17 protein-coding genes are annotated in these 18545 nt (G+C 71.9%); 11 read left to right on the top strand and 6 right to left on the bottom strand.

The features are described from left to right. Positions 1-25: 25 nt before the first annotated feature. Positions 26-766 (bottom strand): SDR family oxidoreductase, encoded by a 741-nt coding sequence (locus tag ACZ3YO_RS15320; RefSeq protein ID WP_396321382.1) that lies wholly within the window; start codon positions 764-766, stop codon positions 26-28. A gap of 139 nt (positions 767-905) precedes the next feature. Between ACZ3YO_RS15320 and ACZ3YO_RS15315 the strand changes: the two genes are divergently transcribed. The 8 genes from ACZ3YO_RS15315 to ACZ3YO_RS15280 all read left to right on the top strand — a co-directional run bounded on the left by ACZ3YO_RS15315 (position 906) and on the right by ACZ3YO_RS15280 (position 11499). Continuing rightward, positions 906-2495, top strand: coding sequence for an acyl-CoA mutase large subunit family protein (locus ACZ3YO_RS15315; RefSeq protein WP_465569389.1), 1590 nt, complete (start codon positions 906-908; stop codon positions 2493-2495). A 191-nt stretch (positions 2496-2686) separates the two neighbouring features. Further along, the gene (locus tag ACZ3YO_RS15310) at positions 2687-3961 is read left to right on the top strand and encodes an amidohydrolase (RefSeq protein ID WP_465569387.1); all 1275 of its coding nucleotides are present in this window, start codon (positions 2687-2689) and stop codon (positions 3959-3961) included. A 233-nt stretch (positions 3962-4194) separates the two neighbouring features. Beyond that, positions 4195-5256 carry a BMP family lipoprotein gene (locus tag ACZ3YO_RS15305; RefSeq protein ID WP_465569385.1) on the top strand — a complete coding sequence of 354 codons (1062 nt, stop codon included), beginning with the start codon at positions 4195-4197 and terminating at the stop codon, positions 5254-5256. Positions 5257-5595: 339 nt separating this feature from the next. Then, positions 5596-7137 (top strand): ABC transporter ATP-binding protein, encoded by a 1542-nt coding sequence (locus ACZ3YO_RS15300; RefSeq protein ID WP_465569614.1) that lies wholly within the window; start codon positions 5596-5598, stop codon positions 7135-7137. Between the two features lie 4 nt (positions 7138-7141). Beyond that, entirely contained in the window at positions 7142-8296 is a 1155-nt protein-coding gene (locus ACZ3YO_RS15295) for an ABC transporter permease (protein WP_465569382.1), read from the top strand. After that, positions 8293-9558 carry an ABC transporter permease gene (locus ACZ3YO_RS15290; protein WP_465569380.1) on the top strand — a complete coding sequence of 422 codons (1266 nt, stop codon included), beginning with the start codon at positions 8293-8295 and terminating at the stop codon, positions 9556-9558. Before ACZ3YO_RS15295 ends, ACZ3YO_RS15290 begins: the two co-directional genes overlap by 4 nt. Continuing rightward, positions 9555-9953, top strand: a complete 399-nt coding sequence (locus ACZ3YO_RS15285) for a cytidine deaminase (RefSeq protein ID WP_396321376.1) — start codon at positions 9555-9557, stop codon at positions 9951-9953. Before ACZ3YO_RS15290 ends, ACZ3YO_RS15285 begins: the two co-directional genes overlap by 4 nt. A gap of 268 nt (positions 9954-10221) precedes the next feature. Continuing rightward, complete coding sequence (locus ACZ3YO_RS15280; RefSeq protein ID WP_465569378.1) at positions 10222-11499, top strand: thymidine phosphorylase; 1278 nt, start codon at positions 10222-10224, stop codon at positions 11497-11499. Between the two features lie 27 nt (positions 11500-11526). Here the strand turns inward: ACZ3YO_RS15280 and ACZ3YO_RS15275 are convergent, their stop codons facing one another. The 3 genes from ACZ3YO_RS15275 to ACZ3YO_RS15265 all read right to left on the bottom strand — a co-directional run bounded on the left by ACZ3YO_RS15275 (position 11527) and on the right by ACZ3YO_RS15265 (position 14193). After that, positions 11527-12081: a Uma2 family endonuclease gene (locus ACZ3YO_RS15275; RefSeq protein WP_396321374.1), complete on the bottom strand. Its 555-nt coding sequence runs from the start codon at positions 12079-12081 to the stop codon at positions 11527-11529. Positions 12082-12123: 42 nt separating this feature from the next. After that, a complete protein-coding gene (locus ACZ3YO_RS15270) occupies positions 12124-12798 on the bottom strand; it encodes an alpha/beta fold hydrolase (protein ID WP_465569376.1) in 675 nt (224 codons plus the stop codon). Between the two features lie 90 nt (positions 12799-12888). Continuing rightward, a complete protein-coding gene (locus ACZ3YO_RS15265) occupies positions 12889-14193 on the bottom strand; it encodes an MFS transporter (protein ID WP_465569374.1) in 1305 nt (434 codons plus the stop codon). A gap of 154 nt (positions 14194-14347) precedes the next feature. On the opposite strand from ACZ3YO_RS15265, the gene ACZ3YO_RS15260 reads away from it, so the two are divergent. The 3 genes from ACZ3YO_RS15260 to ACZ3YO_RS15250 all read left to right on the top strand — a co-directional run bounded on the left by ACZ3YO_RS15260 (position 14348) and on the right by ACZ3YO_RS15250 (position 17232). Beyond that, complete coding sequence (locus ACZ3YO_RS15260; protein ID WP_465569613.1) at positions 14348-15274, top strand: LysR family transcriptional regulator; 927 nt, start codon at positions 14348-14350, stop codon at positions 15272-15274. Between the two features lie 251 nt (positions 15275-15525). Next, a complete protein-coding gene (locus ACZ3YO_RS15255; protein WP_465551031.1) occupies positions 15526-16674 on the top strand; it encodes an adenosine deaminase in 1149 nt (382 codons plus the stop codon). Between the two features lie 204 nt (positions 16675-16878). After that, the gene (locus ACZ3YO_RS15250; protein ID WP_465569372.1) at positions 16879-17232 is read left to right on the top strand and encodes a hypothetical protein; all 354 of its coding nucleotides are present in this window, start codon (positions 16879-16881) and stop codon (positions 17230-17232) included. 80 nt (positions 17233-17312) lie between these two features. Here the strand turns inward: ACZ3YO_RS15250 and ACZ3YO_RS15245 are convergent, their stop codons facing one another. Beyond that, positions 17313-17495 carry a PspC domain-containing protein gene (locus ACZ3YO_RS15245; protein WP_396321369.1) on the bottom strand — a complete coding sequence of 61 codons (183 nt, stop codon included), beginning with the start codon at positions 17493-17495 and terminating at the stop codon, positions 17313-17315. A 424-nt stretch (positions 17496-17919) separates the two neighbouring features. Continuing rightward, positions 17920-18462, bottom strand: a complete 543-nt coding sequence (locus ACZ3YO_RS15240) for a hypothetical protein (protein ID WP_465569369.1) — start codon at positions 18460-18462, stop codon at positions 17920-17922. Between the last annotated feature and the right edge of the window lie 83 nt (positions 18463-18545).

The raw sequence follows: 18545 nt of genomic DNA, 5'->3' as shown, positions 1-18545 counted from the left end.
CCCCCCGCGCTGCCCGCGTCCGGCGTCAGGCCCGGTGGACCTTGTGGTTGGCGGCCTGGGCGCGCGGGCGCACCACCAGCAGGTCGATGTTGACGTGCGAGGGCCGGGTGACCGCCCAGGCGACGGTGTCCGCGACGTCCTCCGAGGTCAGCGGCTCGGCGACGCCCGCGTACACGGCGGCCGCCTTCTCCTCGTCGCCCCGGAACCGGGTGACCGCGAAGCCCTCGGACTTCACCATGCCCGGCGCGATCTCGATCACCCGGATCGGCTCGCCGCACAGCTCCAGCCGCAGCGTGGCCGCGATGGTGTGCGCCGCGTGCTTGGCCGCCACGTAGCCGCCGCCGCCCTCGTACGCGGCCAGCGCGGCGGTGGAGGAGAGCACCAGCACGGTGCCGTCGCCGCTCGCCCGCAGCGCCGGCAGCAGCGCCTGGGTCATGTGCAGCACGCCGAGCACGTTCACCTGGAACATCGCCAGCCAGTCGGCCGGGTCGCCGGTCTCCACCGGCTCCGCGCCGATGGCGCCGCCGGCATTGTTGACCAGGACGTCCACCCGGCCGATCCCGGCCGCGAAGGCGTCCACGGCGGCCCGGTCGGTGACGTCCAGGGTGTACGCCCGGCCGCCGATCTCCTTGGCCAGTGCCTCGATCCGGTCGGTCCGGCGGGCGGTCAGCACCACGTCGAAGCCCTCGGCGGCGAGCCGGCGGGCGGTCGCCGCGCCGATTCCGCTGCTCGCACCGGTGACCACGGCCACCTTCTGTTCGGTCATTGCCACTCCTCGGAAGCGTGGGGGGTCGGAAGCTCTTCGGTCGCTCACCCGATCATCTCAACGGTGTCGGCGCCGCTCGCCACCGCCTAGATTGCGAAGGGACGAGCGCACCGCCCCGCCGATCCCCGCGGAGGACACCATGGCAGCCGAGCCACGCCGCACCGAGTCCGGTCTCCCCGTCGAACCGCTCTACGGCCCCGAGGCCCTGGCCGGCTGGGACCCGCAGGAGCGCCTCGGCAAGCCGGGGGAGTACCCGTACACCCGGGGCGTCTACCCGACGATGTACACCGGCCGGCCGTGGACGATGCGCCAGTACGCGGGCTTCGGCACCGCGGCCGAGTCCAACGCCCGCTACCGGCAGCTGATCGCGGGCGGCGGCACCGGCCTCTCGGTCGCCTTCGACCTGCCCACCCAGATGGGCTACGACTCGGACGCCCGGATCGCGTCCGGCGAGGTCGGCAAGGTCGGGGTCGCGATCGACAGCGTCGAGGACATGGGCGTCCTTTTCGACGGCATCCCGCTGGGCGAGGTCTCCACCTCCATGACCATCAACGCGCCCGCGGCCCTGCTGCTGCTCCTCTACCAACTGGTCGGCGAGGCCCAGGGCGTCCCGCCGGCTCGGCTGACCGGCACCGTGCAGAACGACGTCCTGAAGGAGTACATCGCCCGCGGCACCTACATCTTCCCGCCGGTGCCCTCGCTGCGGCTGGTCGCCGACGTGTTCCGGTACTGCCGGGCCGAGATCCCCCGCTGGAACACCATCTCGATCTCCGGCTACCACATGGCCGAGGCCGGGGCCGACCCCGCACAGGAGATCGCCTTCACCCTCGCCAACGGCATCGCGTACGTGCGCACCGCCGTCGCGGCCGGCATGGCGGTGGACGACTTCGCGCCGCGGCTCTCCTTCTTCTTCGTGGCCCGCACGACGCTCCTGGAGGAGGTGGCCAAGTTCCGCGCCGCCCGACGGATCTGGGCCCGTGTCATGCGCGAGGAGTTCGGCGCGAAGGACCCGCGGTCGCAGATGCTCCGCTTCCACACCCAGACCGCGGGGGTGCAGCTGACGGCGCAGCAGCCCGAGGTCAACCTGGTCCGGGTCTCGGTGCAGGCCCTGGCCGCGGTGCTCGGCGGCACCCAGTCGCTGCACACCAACAGCTTCGACGAGGCGATCGCCCTGCCCACCGAGAAGGCCGCCCGGCTGGCGCTGCGCACCCAGCAGGTGCTCGCCCACGAGACCGACGTGACCGCCACCGTCGATCCCTTCGCCGGTTCGTACGTGATGGAGTCGCTGACCGACGGGGTGGAGGCCGCCGCCCTCGCCCTGATGGCGAGGATCGAGGACCTGGGCGGTGCGGTGGCCGCGATCGAGGCGGGCTACCAGAAGGCCGAGATCGAGCGCACCGCCTACCGCGTCCAGCAGGAGACCGACTCCGGTGAGCGGACGGTCGTCGGCGTCAACCGCTTCCGGCTGGACGCCGAGGAGCCGTACCAGCCGCTGCGGGTGGATCCGGCGATCGAGGCCCGCCAGGCCGGGCGGCTGGCCCGGCTGCGGGCCGGGCGCGACTCCCGGGCGGTCGCCCGCGCGCTCGGCGCGCTGCGCCGGGCGGCCGAGGGGCGGGACAACGTGTTGTACCCGATGAGGGAGGCGCTGGCCGCCCGGGCCACGCTCGGCGAGGTCTGCGACGCGCTGCGCGAGGTGTGGGGGACGTACGCGCCGAGCGAGCGGTTCTGAAGGATCGTCACACTGCTGTCACGTGGCGCCCGTGACCGCCGGCGCGGGCGGTCGTTGCACAGGGCACGCAACCCGGGGAAGGCGGCTGAAACGAGATGTCATACCCACCTGCTCGGCCGCTATGCGCCCATCCGGGGACTACTTTCGGGGAAGTCGGGCCAAATCCCCCCAACAGGCCTACCCTTGTTGAGATGAACCGTCCTGACCCCGCCCAGCCGGCCGTCACTCTCACCGCTTCCCGCCCCGCCGCAGACCTGCGGGGCAGGGTCAGAGCGCTGGAGCCCGAGCTGATCGCCTTCCGCCGCGATCTGCACCGGCACCCGGAACTGGGCCGCCAGGAGTTCCGCACCACCGGCCTGCTGCGCGACCGGCTGACGGCGGCCGGTCTGGCCCCCCGGGTGCTGCCCGGCGGCACCGGCATGACCGTCGACATCGTCCCGGACGGGACCGCGCCCGGCACCGAGTTCCTGGCCTTCCGCGCCGACATCGACGCGCTGCCGATCGACGACGCCAAGACGGACGTGCCCTACCGCTCGACCGTCCCCGGCCGGGCCCACGCCTGCGGCCACGACGTGCACACCTCGGTGGTGCTGGGCACCGCCCTGGTGCTGGCGGAGGCCGCCCGCACCGGCGAGCTGCGGCGCCCGGTCCGCCTGGTCTTCCAGCCGGCCGAGGAGGTCATGCCGGGCGGGGCGCTGGACGTGATCAACGCCGGCGGGATGGACGGCGTCGGCCGGATCTTCGCGGTGCACTGCGACCCCAAGGTGGAGGCCGGCCGGATCGGGCTGCGCACCGGGGCGATCACCTCGGCCTGCGACCGGCTGGTGCTCCACCTGGACGGCCCCGGCGGCCACACCGCCCGCCCGCACCTGACCACCGACCTGGTGACCGCGATCGCGCGGATGGCCGCGGACCTGCCGGCCGCGCTGGGCCGCCGGATGGACCCGCGCTGGGGAGTCAGCCTGGTCTGGGGCCGGATCGCCTCCGGCTCCGCGCCCAACGTGATCCCGCAGCACGCCGAGCTGGAGGGCACCGTCCGCTGCCTGGAGCTGGACGGCTGGCGCGAGGCGCCGGACCTGCTGCACGAGCTGATCGCCAAGCTGGCCGAGACCTACCGGGCCAAGTGGACGCTCGACTATCACCGCGGGGTGCCGCCGGTGGTCAACGAGGCGGTCTCGGTGGGCCTGCTGGAGGCCGCCATGACGGCCCGGTTCGGGCAGGACGGCCGCCAGGTGGTGGAGGACACCGAGCAGAGCCTGGGTGGTGAGGACTTCTCCTGGTACCTGGAGCACGCCCCGGGCGCGCTGGCCCGCCTCGGCGTCCGCGCCCCCGGTGATGCCACCGTGCGTGACCTGCACCAGGGCCGGTTCGACGTGGACGAGCGGGCGATCGGGATCGGCGTGGAGCTGTTCGCGGCACTGGCGCTGGGAGCGGGGGCGGACGTGCGTCCGGTGGAAGGGTCGTAGGTCTCACCGATGCCCGGTTTGTCGGAATTCAGGCTTTACATCCGGTTACGTAAACTGGGCCGGGCCAGTTCCGATCACCTGTGCGTGAGGGAGAGGGGCGCCGGGAGGGTTGTCAGACCACGGTTTGATAACAACCCGAATGCTCCGGCGGCCCGTAACCCAACCGTGTTCTACGCGCGTTACGGTGGCGTCCGACCACGCTAATCGGGTGCGTGTGAGAAGGAGATACTCCCTTGCGCCGTTCAACTAAGCTCGCCGCGGTTGTGCTCTCGGGTTCCCTGGGCATTGCCTCGCTCGCCGCTTGCGGCGCAAAGAGCAACGACACCAACGCCTCCTCGGGCGCATCCGAGGGCAGCCTGAAGGTCGGTATGGCCTACGACATCGGCGGCCGTGGCGACCAGTCGTTCAACGACTCGGCCGCCCGCGGTCTCGACAAGGCCAAGGCCGACCTGGGCGTCGCCGTCACCGAGGCCGACGCCAAGACCGGTGAGGCCGAGGCCGACAAGGAGACCCGGCTCAAGAACCTGGTCACCTCCGGGTACAACCCGATCATCGCCGTCGGCTTCGTGTACCAGGCCGCGGTCGAGAAGGTCGCCAAGGAGAACCCGAACACCAAGTTCGCGATCATCGACTCGGCCTCCGACACCCAGCCCAGCAACGTCACCTCGCTGACGTTCTCGGAGCAGGAGGGCTCGTACCTGGCCGGTGTGGCCGCCGCCCTCAAGTCGAAGGCCAAGCACGTCGGCTTCATCGGCGGTGTGCAGTCCGAGCTGATCAAGAAGTTCGAGGCCGGTTACGTCGCGGGTGTGAAGTCCGTCGACCCGAACATCGCGATCGAGACCACCTACCTGACCACGCCCCCGGACTTCTCCGGCTTCAACTCGCCCGACAAGGGCAAGGAGGCCGCGCAGGGCCAGCTGGACAAGGGTGCGGACGTCATCTACTCCGCCGCCGGCTCCTCCGGCAACGGCGCCATCGAGGCCGTCTCCAACAAGCAGGGCGCGTACGCCATCGGCGTCGACTCCGACCAGGCCGCCCAGCCGGCCCTGGCGAAGTACAAGAACAGCATCCTCACCTCCATGGTGAAGAACGTCGACAAGGCCGTCTACGCCTACATCGAGTCGGCCAAGAAGGGCTCCCCCTTCACCGGTGTGAAGAACTTCGACCTGAAGGCCGACGGCGTCTCGCTCGCCACCACCGGCGGCAAGATCGACGACATCAAGGGCAAGCTCGACGAGGCCTCCAAGGCGATCACCTCGGGTGCCACCACCGTTCCGACCGCGCCCGCCAAGTAAGGGCGCAGCGGGACGTCGCTGCCGCTGCCACCTGCCCGGCAGCGCAATGATTGACACAGCATCAGGGAGGGGCCCGGCAGGGTGCGCTCAGTGCGCACCCCCGGGCCCCGTCCTGTACCTCACCGTTTTTTCTTGGCCCTCCAGCGCAACGACGCGCCTCCAGACCACCAGGAGATCGCCATCACCGCATCCGACCCCGCCCTCAGCAAGGGCGGTACCCCCAGCGCGGGGACGGCGACACCGGCCGTCGAACTGCGCGGCATCACCAAGCGCTTCCCCGGCGTCGTGGCCAACCACGACATCAACCTCACCGTCCGCACCGGCACCGTGCACGCCCTCATGGGTGAGAACGGCGCCGGCAAGTCGACGCTGATGAAGATCCTCTACGGCATGCAGAAGCCGGACGAGGGCACCATCGCGATCAACGGCGAACTGTGCGAGTTCAACACCCCGGGTGACGCGATCGCGCGCGGCATCGGCATGGTGCACCAGCACTTCATGCTCGCCGACAACCTCACCGTCTGGGAGAACGTCGTCCTCGGCGGCGAGAAGCTCCACGGCATCGGTGCCAAGGCGAAGGCGAAGATCAAGGAGATCTCCGACCAGTACGGGCTGGGCGTGCGCCCGGACGTCCTGGTCGAGGACCTCGGCGTCGCCGACCGCCAGCGCGTCGAGATCCTCAAGGTGCTCTACCGCGGCGCCAAGATCCTGATCCTCGACGAGCCCACCGCCGTGCTGGTCCCGCAGGAGGTCGACGCGCTCTTCGACAACCTGCGGGAGCTCAAGGCCGAGGGCGTCACCGTCATCTTCATCTCGCACAAGCTGCACGAGGTGCTCTCGGTGGCGGACGCGATCAGCGTCATCCGGCGCGGCACCACGGTCGGCGACGCCGACCCGGGCAACGTCACCGCGCGCCAGCTCGCCGAGATGATGGTCGGCGCCGAGCTGCCCTCCCCGGAGAGCCGCGAGTCCACCGTCACCACCGACGCGATGCTCGACGTCGAGGCCCTGCGGATCGCCAAGACCGACGCCGAGGGCATCGAGCGCGTGGTGCTGGACGACATCTCGCTGCGCATCCACAAGGGCGAGATCCTCGGCATCGCCGGCGTCGAGGGCAACGGCCAGGCCGAACTGGTCGAGGCCATCATGGGCATGCTCCCGCTGGACGGCGGGACGATCACCCTGGACGGCAAGGACCTCTCCGGCTCGCTCACCCGGGCCCGCCGCGAGGCCGGCATCGGCTACATCCCCGAGGACCGCCACCGGCACGGCCTGCTGCTGGAGGCCCCGCTCTGGGAGAACCGGATCCTCGGCCACGTCACCGAGACCCCGAACTCCAAGGGCGTGCTGCTCGACCCGGCCGGTGCCCGCAAGGACACCCAGCGGATCGTCGAGGAGTTCGACGTCCGCACCCCCGGCATCGAGGTCACCGCGGCGTCGCTCTCCGGCGGCAACCAGCAGAAGCTGATCATCGGCCGCGAGATGAGCCATGACCCCAAGCTGCTGATCGCCGCCCACCCCACCCGTGGTGTGGACGTCGGCGCGCAGGCGCAGATCTGGGAGCACATCCGGGTCGCCCAGCGGGCCGGCCTGGCCGTCCTGCTGATCTCGGCCGACCTGGACGAGCTGATCGGCCTCTCCGACACCATCCGGGTGATCTACCGCGGCCGTCTGGTCGCCGACGCCGACCCGGCCACCGTCACCGCCGAGGACCTGGGTACCGCGATGACCGGTGCGGCCCGCGGCCACATCGAGTCCGACGCCGATGCGGTGGACCAGTTCCACGCGCTCAGCGCGGAGGGCACCGAGGCTGCCGCAGCCGAGGACGGCACTCCGTCCGACACCCCCACCGACACCGCCGACCCGCAGGCGGGGGAGTAGCCACATGACCAGTCCCAACCCCGCCGCCAAGCGCACCTTCGCGCAGCGGTTCGACGGCGAGAAGATCGTGCTCGCCCTCGCAGCTCCGGTGCTCGCCGTGCTGCTCTCCGTCGCGATCTGTTCGGTGCTCCTGGCGACCTCGGGCAAGAACCCGTTCGACGCCTGGAACGTGATGATCACGTACGCCACCAAGTCGGACGGTCAGGTGGCCATCCTCAACCGGTCCACCACGTACTACCTGGCCGCCGCGGCCGCCGCCTTCGGCTTCCGGATGAACCTCTTCAACATCGGTGTCGAGGGCCAGTACAAGGTCGCGGCACTGTTCGCGGCGTTCGTCGGCAGCCGGCTCGACCTGCCGTCGTTCATCCAGATCCCGCTGCTGCTGATCACCGCCATGCTGGTCGGTGGCCTGTACGCGAGCATCGCCGGTCTGCTGAAGGTCTTCCGCGGCGTCAGCGAGGTCATCTCGACCATCATGCTGAACGCCATCGCGGTCGCCATCGTGGGTCTGCTGCTCGTCCCCGGCATCTTCGCGCCGGAGAAGAGCGGCACCAGTAACTCGATCCAGACCGCCCCGGTCTCGGAGTCCAGCCACTTCTTCTCGATCAACACCGATGGCGGGCCGCTCTACGGCTTCCTCTTCATCGCGATCCTGGTCGGCGTGGCCTTCCAGTTCACCCTGACCCGCACCCGCTTCGGCTTCGACCTGCGCGCCACCGGCCGCTCGGAGACCGCGGCCACCGCGTCCGGCGTGAACGTCAAGCGCATGGTCGTCACCTCGATGGTGGTCTCCGGTGGGCTGGCCGGCCTGATCGGCCTGCCCGAGCTGCTGCAGAACTCGTACAACTTCGGCCAGAGCTTCCAGGGCGGCCTCGGCTTCCTCGGCATCTCGGTCGCCCTGCTGGGCCGCAACAGCCCGATCGGCATGGCCTTCGCCGCCCTGCTGTTCGCCTTCCTGGACGCCACCGGCTCGCAGCTGCCGCTCCAGGGCGGCTTCCCGTTCGAGATCGTCCCGGTCATGCAGGGCACCATCGTCATCTGCGTCGTCGTCGCCTACGAGCTGGTGCGCCGCTACGGCCTCAAGCGCCAGCAGCAGAAGGTGGGCGCCGAACTCGCCGCCCAGGCCGCGGCCAACGTCAAGAAGGAGGTGTCCGCATGAGCACGGCCACCGCTGCCCGCGCGAAGGCGCAGGGCGCTCCCGCGAAGAAGCGCAAGTTGTCCTGGCCGGTGGTGCTGCTGCTGATCGCGGGCGCCCTGGTGCTGTTCTCCGCCGTGGGCATGGCCACCGGCAACCACTCGCTGACCTCCTCCGGACAGGTCACCGCCGCGCTCAGCGCCGCCGTGCCGATCGGCATGGCCGGTCTGGGTGGTCTCTGGTCCGAGCGGGCCGGCGTGGTCAACATCGGCCTCGAAGGCATGATGGTCGCCGGCACCTTCTGCGGCGCCTGGGGCGGCTACCTGGTCAACCCCTGGTTCGGCCTGGTGGCCGGCATGATCGGCGGCGCGCTCGGCGGTCTGCTGCACGCCGTCATCACCGTGACCTTCGGCGTCGACCACATCGTCTCCGGTGTCGGCGTCAACCTGCTGATCCCCGGTATCTGCGCGTACGTCAACCGGATCTACTACAAGGACTACATCTCCGTCGGTGCCGGCGCGAACCAGTCCCCGCCGGCCGATCCGCTGCCGTACATCACCATCCCCGGCCTCTCCTCCGGTCTGAAGGACATCGAGGGCCACCACTGGTTCCTGGTCTCCGACGTGGCCGGCGTGCTCGGCGGTCTGGTCACCAACATCTCGGTCGTCGTGGTGCTGGCCGGCGCGCTGATCGTGGTCAGCTACTTCGCCCTCTGGCGCACCGTGTTCGGTCTGCGCCTGCGCTCCTGCGGTGAGAACCCGACAGCGGCCGAGTCGCTGGGCGTCAACGTCTACAAGTACAAGTACCTCGCGGTCATCGCCTCCGGCGCCTTCGCGGGCCTCGGCGGCGCGTACCTCTCGCTGGTCGCGGCGCACTTCTACAAGGACGGCCAGACCAACGGCCGAGGCTTCATCGGCCTCGCGGCGATGATCTTCGGCAACTGGATGCCCGGCGGCCTCGCCATGGGCGCCGGCCTGTTCGGCTTCACCGACAGCCTCCAGCTGCGCGACCCGGGGTCGGTGCACGTGCTGATCCTGGTCGTCGCGATCGCGATGCTCCTGCTGGCGCTCTGGAACGTCTACCGCCGGAAGCTGACCTCCGCGGTCATCACCTTCGTGGTCTCCGGCGGCCTCTTCGTCTGGTACGCGACCACCGACGAGGTGCAGCGTCCGCTGATCGTGGCCACGCCGTACGTGATCACCCTGGTGGTGCTCTCGCTGGCCTCGCAGCGGCTGCGGCCGCCGAAGGCCGACGGCCAGATCTACCGCAAGGGTCAGGGCAAGTGACGTCCGCGGCCCCGGAGGTCGACTGGGAGGCGCTGCGCGCGGCGGCGCGGGAGGCGATGACCCACGCCTACGCCCCTTACAGCAAGTTCCCGGTGGGCGCGGCCGCCCTGGTGGCCGACGGCCGGGTGGTCACCGGCTGCAACGTGGAGAACGCCTCGTACGGGCTCGGCCTCTGCGCCGAGTGCGGCCTGGTCTCCGCGCTGTACGCGAGCGGCGGCGGGCGGCTGACCGCGTTCACCTGTGTGGACGGGGACGGCCGACTGCTGATGCCGTGCGGGCGCTGCCGCCAGCTGCTGTACGAGCACGGCGGGCCGGAGCTGCTGATCGAGCTGCCGTCCGGCGTGAAGCCGATGAGCGAGGTCCTGCCCGACGCGTTCGGGCCGGAGCGGCTCTAGTCTTTGCCTTTGTTACGCGCGTAGAGTGTCGGGGGGGGGGGGGGGGGGGGGGGGGGGGGGGGGGGGGGGGGGGGGGGGGGGGGGGGGGGGGGGGCGGGCGGGGCGGGGGGGGGGGGGGGGGGGGCCGCCGGGGGGGGGGGGGGGGGGCCCCGGGGGCGCGCCCCCCCCCCCCCCCCCCCCCCCCCCCCCCCCGACACTCTTCGCTTTTCACAGCTTTCCAGAGCTTCCCGAAGCTCTTTCGAACCCCTCCGGTAGCAATGGAGCAGCCATGGACGCCATCTCCGTCATCAGGACCAAGCGCGACCGCGGAGAGCTGAGCGACGCTCAGATCGACTGGGTCATCGACGCCTACACCCGCGGCGACGTCGCCGACGAGCAGATGTCCGCCCTGGCCATGGCCATCCTGCTCAACGGCATGAACCTGCGCGAGATCAGCCGCTGGACCGACGCGATGATCCGCTCCGGCGTCCGGATGGACTTCTCCTCGCTGGCCCAGCCCACCAGTGACAAGCACTCCACCGGCGGCGTCGGCGACAAGATCACCCTGCCGCTCGCCCCGCTCGTCGCCGCCTGCGGCGCGTCCGTCCCGCAGCTCTCCGGCCGCGGCCTCGGCCACACCGGCGGCACCCTCGACAAGCTGGAGTCCATCCCCGGCTGGCGCGCCCTGCTCTCCAACGAGGAGATGCTCCAGGTGCTGCACGACACCGGCGCGGTGATCTGTGCGGCCGGCGACGGCCTCGCCCCCGCCGACAAGAAGCTGTACGCGCTGCGCGACGTCACCGGCACGGTCGAGGCGATCCCGCTGATCGCCTCCTCGATCATGTCCAAGAAGATCGCCGAGGGCACCGGCGCGCTGGTCCTGGACGTCAAGGTCGGCTCCGGCGCCTTCATGAAGAACCTGGACAACGCCCGCGAGCTGGCCCGCACCATGGTCGGCCTCGGCACCTCGGCCGGCGTCAACACCGTCGCCCTGCTCACCGACATGTCCACCCCGCTCGGCCTCACCGCGGGCAACGCGCTGGAGGTCCGCGAGTCCGTCGAGGTGCTGGCCGGCGGCGGCCCCGCCGACGTCGTCGAGCTGACCCTCGCCCTGGCCCGCGAGATGCTCGCCGCGGCCGGCGTGCACGGCAAGGACCCGGCCGACGCCCTGCGCGACGGCTCCGCGATGGACCACTGGCGCCGCATGATCGCCGCCCAGGGCGGCGACGTCGACGCCCCGCTGCCGGTCGCCCGCGAGCAGCACGTCATCCCCGCCCCGGCCTCGGGCGTCCTCACCACGCTGGACGCGTACGCCGTCGGCGTGTGCGCCTGGCGCCTCGGCGCCGGCCGCGCCCGCAAGGAGGACCCGGTGCAGGCCGGCGCCGGCGTCGAGATGCACGCCAAGCCCGGCGACACCGTGGTGGCGGGCCAGCCCCTGCTGACCCTGCACACCGACACCCCCGAGCGCTACGACTACGCCATCGAGGCCCTCACCGGCGGCATCGAGGTCTCCCCGGCCGGTACGGCGTTCACCCCGAACCCGATCGTGCTGGACCGGATCGCCTGATCATCCGTCCTGCGCACGTACGGCCGGTCAGGCGTACGTGCGCAGGACGCTGGTGTCGAGGGTCCAGGCGCCGACGGCGATCGTGTCGCCGAAGACGAACTCCTTGCGGCGGGCGTAGCCGGGTTCGTCGTGGATGATGCCGGTGCCCTTGCGTGGGTCCACGAGCAGGTAGAGCGGGATACCCATGGCCGCGTAGTCGCGGACCTTGTCGCGGTAGTCGTTCTCGGGGTTGGACTTGGAGACGATCTCGACGACCAGAAGCACCTCATGGGGGAGGATTGCGGCTTCGTCGTCGTCGAGGACCGCTTCGGGGAACACCATCAGATCCGGGTTGCGCAGCCGACCGAGCCCGATGTCCTCCAAGTCGGCGCCGGGGTGGGCGACATACCCGGGGTGCGTGTGCGGGAGCTGGGCGTTGAGCTGCCGGGCGATCCGCAGCACCGCTAGCTCGTGTCGTTTGACGGGCGACATCATCATGACGATCTCGCCGTCGGCGATCTCGATCTTCCCTATCCCCGGCACCTGCGGCAGCTGATCCGCGATCTCACGCAACCGGGCGTACACAGCAGGATCGATGCTCATGTTCCGGAGTGTATCGGCGGCCGCCGACCGCCGGGGTGCTCGTCATCCGGCCGCGGCGAGGGCGATCTTGAGGAACTCCTCGGGGGCCTCGCGGATCAGGTCGTGGCCGACCGGGAGGGTGTGCACGCTCCACGCCGGGTCGTCGCGGACACGGTCGACGGTCTCCAGGAACGGGGTGTCCTCGAAGCGCTCTGCGTGGATGTAGACGCGGCGGGTGACGCTCTCGGCCGCGCCGGTGAGGGTGACCGGCTGGAACAGGCTGGCCAGCGGGTGGACGGTGGCACGCGGGTCGAGGAAGGGGCTCAGGCCGACCACGGTGGAGCCGTTGCCCGCCGCGGCGCCGGCCAGGTAGCGCTGCTTCCAGACCTCGTTGACGATCCGGTAGGCCGACTCGCCGCTGCGCGGCACGAAGGCGTCCGCGTACACCAGCGCCCCGATCCGCTCCGGCGCCCGGTCGGCCACCCCGGAGAGGACCATCCCGCCGTAGCTGTGCCCGACCAGCACCACGTCGGTCAGCTGCTCGGCCTCCAGCGTCGCCAGCACGTCCTGGATGTGGGTGTCCAGGTTGACCGCCGCGTTGTTCAGGTGCCCGCGCTCGCTCACCCCGGTCAGCGTCAGGGGGTAGACGTCGTGCCCGGCCGCCCGCAGCCCGTCGGTGAGGGGCCGGTACCACCAGGCGCCGTGCAGCATGCCGGGGACGAGGACGAAGGTGGCCATGTCGGGTTCCTCTGGTCGGTCTGGCGGGACGAGGGGAAAACTACGGCGGATACCTGACACCGTGCGTCAGGTATCCGCCGTGAGATGCCGTCAGTGGACGGCCCGGACGCTGCGGCGGGCGGTGTGGGCCTGCCGGGTGGCGTAGAGGGTGACGCCCGCGGCGAGGGTCATGGCGGTGAGGCCGACGGCGGCCGCGCCGGGCCAGCCGGTGGAGTGGTAGGCGTCGGCGCCGACCGTCCCGCCCAGGCTGTTGCCCAGGTAGTAGGCGATCAGGTAGAGCGCGGAGGCCTGGGCGCGGCCCTCGGTGGCGGTGCGGCCGACCGCCGAGGAGGCGGTGGCGTGGCCGGCGAAGAAGCCGGCGGTGATCAGGACCAGGCCGAGCAGGGCGCAGGGCAGCGAGCCGGCCAGGGAGAGCAGCAGACCGGCGGCGGTCACGCCGATGGAGACGTAGAGGGCGCCGCGGCGGCCGAGGCGCCCGGAGAGGCGGCCGGCGGCGGCCGAGGTACCGGTGCCGACCAGGTAGACCACGAAGATCGAGGCGGCGACCGACTCCGGCAGGTGGAACGGCGCGGAGATCAGGCGGTAGCCGACGGTGTTGTAGACCGCGCCGAACACGGCCATGAAGAGCAGCCCGAGCGCGTACAGCCGGACCAGCAGCGGGTTGCTCAGGTGGCGGCCGACCGTGCGGGCGAGGGCGCGGGCGTCCACCGGGGCCGGGGTGAAGTGGCGGGCGGCGGGGATCAGCAGCCGGAAGGCCAGCGCGGCGAGCAGGGCGAGCGCGGCGGAGGCGGCGAGGCCCCAGCGCCAGCCGAAGCCGGCGGCCACCCAGCCGGAGACCAGCCGGCCGCCCATGCCGCCGATGCTGTTGCCCGCGACGTACAGGCCCATCGCGGAGGCGAGCGCGCTGGGGTGGACCTCCTCGGCGAGGTAGGCCATCGCGGTGGCGGGCAGCCCGGCGAGTGCGGCGCCCTGGAGGACGCGGAGGACGACCAGGGTGGTGAGGTCCGGGGCGAACGGCAGGGCCAGCGCGAGGGCGGAGGCGGCGAGCGTGGAGGCCGTCATGACCGCGGTGCGCCCGTACCGGTCGGAGAGCGCGCTGGCCGGCAGCAGGGCGAGGGCGAGGCCGAGAGTGGCGGCGGAGGCCGTCCAGCTGGCCTGGCCGGGGGTGAGGTCGAGGTCGGCCGAGAGGACCGGCAGCAGGCCCTGGGTGGAGTAGAGGAGGACGAAGGTCGCGATACCGGCGGCGAAGAGCGCGAGGTTGGCGCGGCGGAAGGCGCGCTGCCCGGGGCGGTGGCGGTCGTCGCGGTGGCGGCCGTCGGCGCCGGCGGGGAGTGGGGACGGCTGGGCGAGGGCATCCGGAGTGGCCACGGATGCCCCGGTACTGGAGGGCTGCATGACGTCGACGTTAGGACCGCCGCCGCTGATGCGTCCAATGCATGATCCGTCGATAATGCATGCGTCAGGGTATGAGCAGAGGTCGTCGCGGTGAGGGTGGGGAACAGTGACGGAGGGAACGGGCGGTGCCGAGGGGTTCGAGCTCCCGCACCGGCTGGCCGAGCTGGGCTCGGAGCTGCCGGCCGTCCAACTGGCGCCCCGGCTGGCCCAGTTCGCGGCGGTGGCCAGGCTGGAGCACGTGACGCAGGCGGCCGCGGTGCTGGGCATGCCGCAGCCGACGCTGTCCCGGGCGGTGGCCCGGCTGGAGGCCGAGCTGGGCGTGGACCTGCTGGCCCGTCAGGGGCGGACGGTCCGGCTGACGCGGGCCGGCCGACTGCTGCTGGCCTCGGTGGAGCGGGCGCTGGCCGAGGTCGAGCGCGGCGCCGAGGCGGCCCGGGCGGAGGCGGACCCGGCGGCCGGGCGGGTGGCGTTCGGCTTTCTGCACACGATGGGGACGGACGCGGTGCCGGCGCTGCTGCGGGGCTTCCGGGCGGCGCACCCGCAGGTGCGGTTCCAGCTGGTGCAGGACTACGTCGGCGCGATGCTGGAGCGGCTGCGCGCCGGTGAGCTGGACCTCTGCCTGGTCGCCCCGGTGCCGGACGACGATCCGGCGCTGGTGGCCCGCCCGCTGGACGAGCAGCGGCTGCACCTGGTGGTTCCGGCCGACCACCGGCTGGCCGGGCGGCGGCGGATCCGGCTGGCGGAGGTGGCGGACGACCCCTTCGTCGGGCTGGAGCGCGGGTACGGGCTGCGGGCGATCACCGACGGGTTCTGCGCGGAGGCCGGCTTCGTGCCGCGGATCGCGTTCGAGGGGGAGGAGGCGGAGACGCTGCGGGGGCTGGTCGCGGCCGGGCTGGGGGTGGCGCTGCTGCCGCCCGCGCTGGTGCCGCGGCCCGGGGTGGTGGAGCTGGAGGTGACGGCGCCGCGGACCAGGCGGGCGATCGGCCTGGCGTGGGCGGCGGGCCGGCCGATGACCCCGCCGGTGGCGGCGTTCCGGGACTTCGTGCTGTCCCGGCGCGGTCGGTTGCTGCAGCACGACTGAGGGTCGGTTGCTGCAGCACGTCCGAGGGTCGGTTGCTGCAGCACGTCCGAGGGCCGGGTGCGGCAACACGCCCGAGCGTTGGGCGGCGTCGCGGACGGGGCCGGACGGCGTGGTTCACGAGGGCCGGACGGCTCGGCCTGCGAGGTCGGTGCGGCGCGGCTCGCCCCTTCGGTGGAATTCAGGGTGCACATTGGCCGAACCGGCCGTGTGGGGTGTGGCCAGTCTACGCGCGTAGGAGCTACACTCCCGCAATGGAGAACCAGATCCCCGTCACCACCGTGGGCACCGGCCCCCGGATCCCCACGCCCGACCAGATCGCCCGCGCCCCGAAGGTGCTCCTGCACGACCACCTCGACGGCGGGCTCCGGCCCGAGACCATCGTCGAGCTGGCCGCCGCGGTCGGCTACGAGGGCCTGCCCACCACGGACCCGAAGGCACTCGGTGAGTGGTTCCGCGAGGCCGCCGACTCCGGCTCGCTGGTCCGCTACCTGGAGACCTTCGCGCACACCTGCGCCGTCATGCAGACCCGCGAGGCCCTGATCAAGGTCGCCGCCGACTGCGCCGAGGACCTGGCCGCCGACGGCGTCGTCTACGCCGAGGTCCGCTACGCCCCCGAGCAGCACCTGGAGGCCGGCCTCACCCTCGACGAGGTCGTCGAGGCCGTCCAGGAGGGCTTCCGCCTCGGCGAGGCCAACGCCCGCGCCGCCGGCCACCGCATCCGGATCGGCACCCTGATCACCGCGATGCGCCACGCCGCGCGCTCGCAGGAGATCGCCGAGCTGGCCAACCGCCACCGCGACCAGGGCGTCGTCGGCTTCGACATCGCCGGCGCCGAGGCGGGCTACCCTCCCACCCGCCACCAGGCCGCCTTCGACTACCTCAAGGGCGAGAACAACCACTTCACGATCCACGCGGGCGAGGCGTTCGGCCTGCCGTCGATCTGGGAGGCCCTGCAGTGCTGCGGCGCCGACCGGCTCGGCCACGGTGTCCGCATCGTCGACGACATCACGGTGAACGAGGACGGCAGCGTCGAGCTCGGCCGGCTGGCCGCGTACGTGCGCGACAAGCGCATCCCGCTGGAGATGTGCCCGACCTCCAACCTCCAGACCGCGGCGGCCACCTCGTACGCCGAGCACCCGATCGGGCTGCTCAGCCGGCTGAAGTTCCGGGTGACGGTCAACACCGACAACCGGCTGATGAGCGGCACCAGCATGAGCCTCGAATTCGGGCACCTGGTGGAGGCGTTCGGCTACACGCTGGGCGACATGGAGTGGTTCACGGTGAACGCGATGAAGTCGGCGTTCCTGCCGTTCGACGAGCGGCTGGCGATGATCAACGACGTGATCAAGCCGGGCTACGCCGAACTCAAGGCCGAGTGGCTGTTCAGCGCCGGCGCCTGAGAGCGTGCGATGGGGTCGGATGAACGCCTTTGTCCCGTAAGGGCGTTGGCGTTCATCTGACTTACCGCTCGTGTGGGTTAACCGCCTTTGATCCTCGTGCGATCCAATCACTACGGTGTGCCAGTCATCGCCGACCGGCCGTGGCGGCGGAACCCGCCGCCTGCCGTGAATGTCGGCCACCGACGAGGATCCAAGGGGACGAACATGAAGCAGGCCAGTCTCAAGGCCGCCGGCACCGCCGTGCTCGGCATCGCCATCGCGGCGGTCGGCGTCGGCAGCGCGTCCGCCGACCCCGCCGCCGCCGGCGGCCTCGGGCTTCCCACCGGCGCGGTGAGCAACCCCGCCGTCACCGGCGCCGTCGTCGACACCGCGAGCAAGCTGCCCGGCGGTGACAAGGTCGCCGGCACCCTCGGCACCCTTAGCCCGAGCGCCGGCCAGGCCGCCGCCCCGGCCGGCGACGCCGCCACCCGCGCCGGTGTGCCGAGCGTCCCGGGCCTGGACAAGACCCCGATCGGCGGGCTGACCCAGGCCCTCCCGCTGCCCGGCCTCGGCGGCTGACGCTCCCGCAGGCCGAACGGGCCGTCCGCGCACCCGGTGATCCCGGGGCGGACGGCCCGTTCGGCGTTCCGGGCGCCGGTTCACGGCTCCTGGGGCAGCACCAGCCAGAGCGCCAGATAGATCAGGAACTGCGGGCCGGGCAGCAGGCAGGAGGCCAGGAAGATGATCCGGACGGTCCAGGGCGTCAGGCCGAAGCGCTCGGCGATCCCGGCGCAGACGCCGGCGATGACGCGGTTGTGACGGGGGCGGGCGAGGCGGCTCATGACGTACTCCGTGGTCTTCGCGCCTGGTCCGGTCCCTCCGGTCGGCGTACTTCCATGCTCCGCCCCGCCCGCCGCCGAATCCTCACACCGGACGACGATCCCGACCCCGGTGTTCCTCACCGGGAGGGAGTACCCGTTCTAGGGGTTCTCCTCGGGGGCACCCCGGAGGCCCGCCCGGCCGGAGGGGGAGCCGGTGGGCCCGCCACCTGCGCGGGAACGGCTTCAGCTGGAGCGGTGGACGGCACGGCTGACGGGAGCGGACAACGTCCGCCGCACCACGCTCTTCCCCCGCGACCTGCACCGGCTCACGCCCTGATCCGCGGGCCGCGGCTTCGTGCCGCGGCCCCGGCGCAACGGCCGGAGCGCCTCCGCGGGACACCGCGCCCGGCGGCGTGGCGGGGACTCCCCGCCCTGACGGGGCAGGTCAGCCGGCCGGGTACTGCGGGGCCTGCGGGGCCTGCGGCGCCTGGGGGTACTGCGGGGCCTGGGGGTACTGCGGGGCCTGGGGCTGTCCGGGCTGGGCGACCGGGGCGGCAGGGGCACCCTGCGGCGGGACGGGCGCCGACTGGGCGTACGGGTTGTACTGGGCGTCGGGCTGCTGCGGGGCGTTCGGGTCGTACTGCGCGTTGGGGTTGTACGCCATGTTCGGGTTGTACGGCGCGGTCGGGACCGGCTGCGGGGCCGGCGCGCTGCGGGCCAGCAGCGCCTTCACCGCGTTGGCTATCAGCAGCAGCGGCAGGATGAACGCCTGGAAGAACATGCGGTACTCGCCGCCCTCGAAGACGAACGCCAGATAGTACGCGTAGCCGGCGAACGCCATACCGGCCAGCACGTTGATGACGCGCCAGCCGCCGCTCAGGCCGCCACCGAGGTTGATGGCGCCGAGGACGACCATCGCGATGCCGCTGATCGCCAGCAGGACGACGTACCAGGAGAAGAGGGGCTCGGCGCTGAAGTCGAGATTCACTGAGGCATTCCTGTGGGGAGTGAGGAAGAACTGCTGATGGGGACGAGTGCGCACAGTACTGGAACGCGCCGACATCCGTCCCC

This window comes from Kitasatospora sp. NPDC022785, assembly GCF_055561295.1.
The sequence above is the reverse complement of the archived record's forward strand: the minus strand, read 5'-3'. Positions and strand labels throughout refer to the sequence as shown.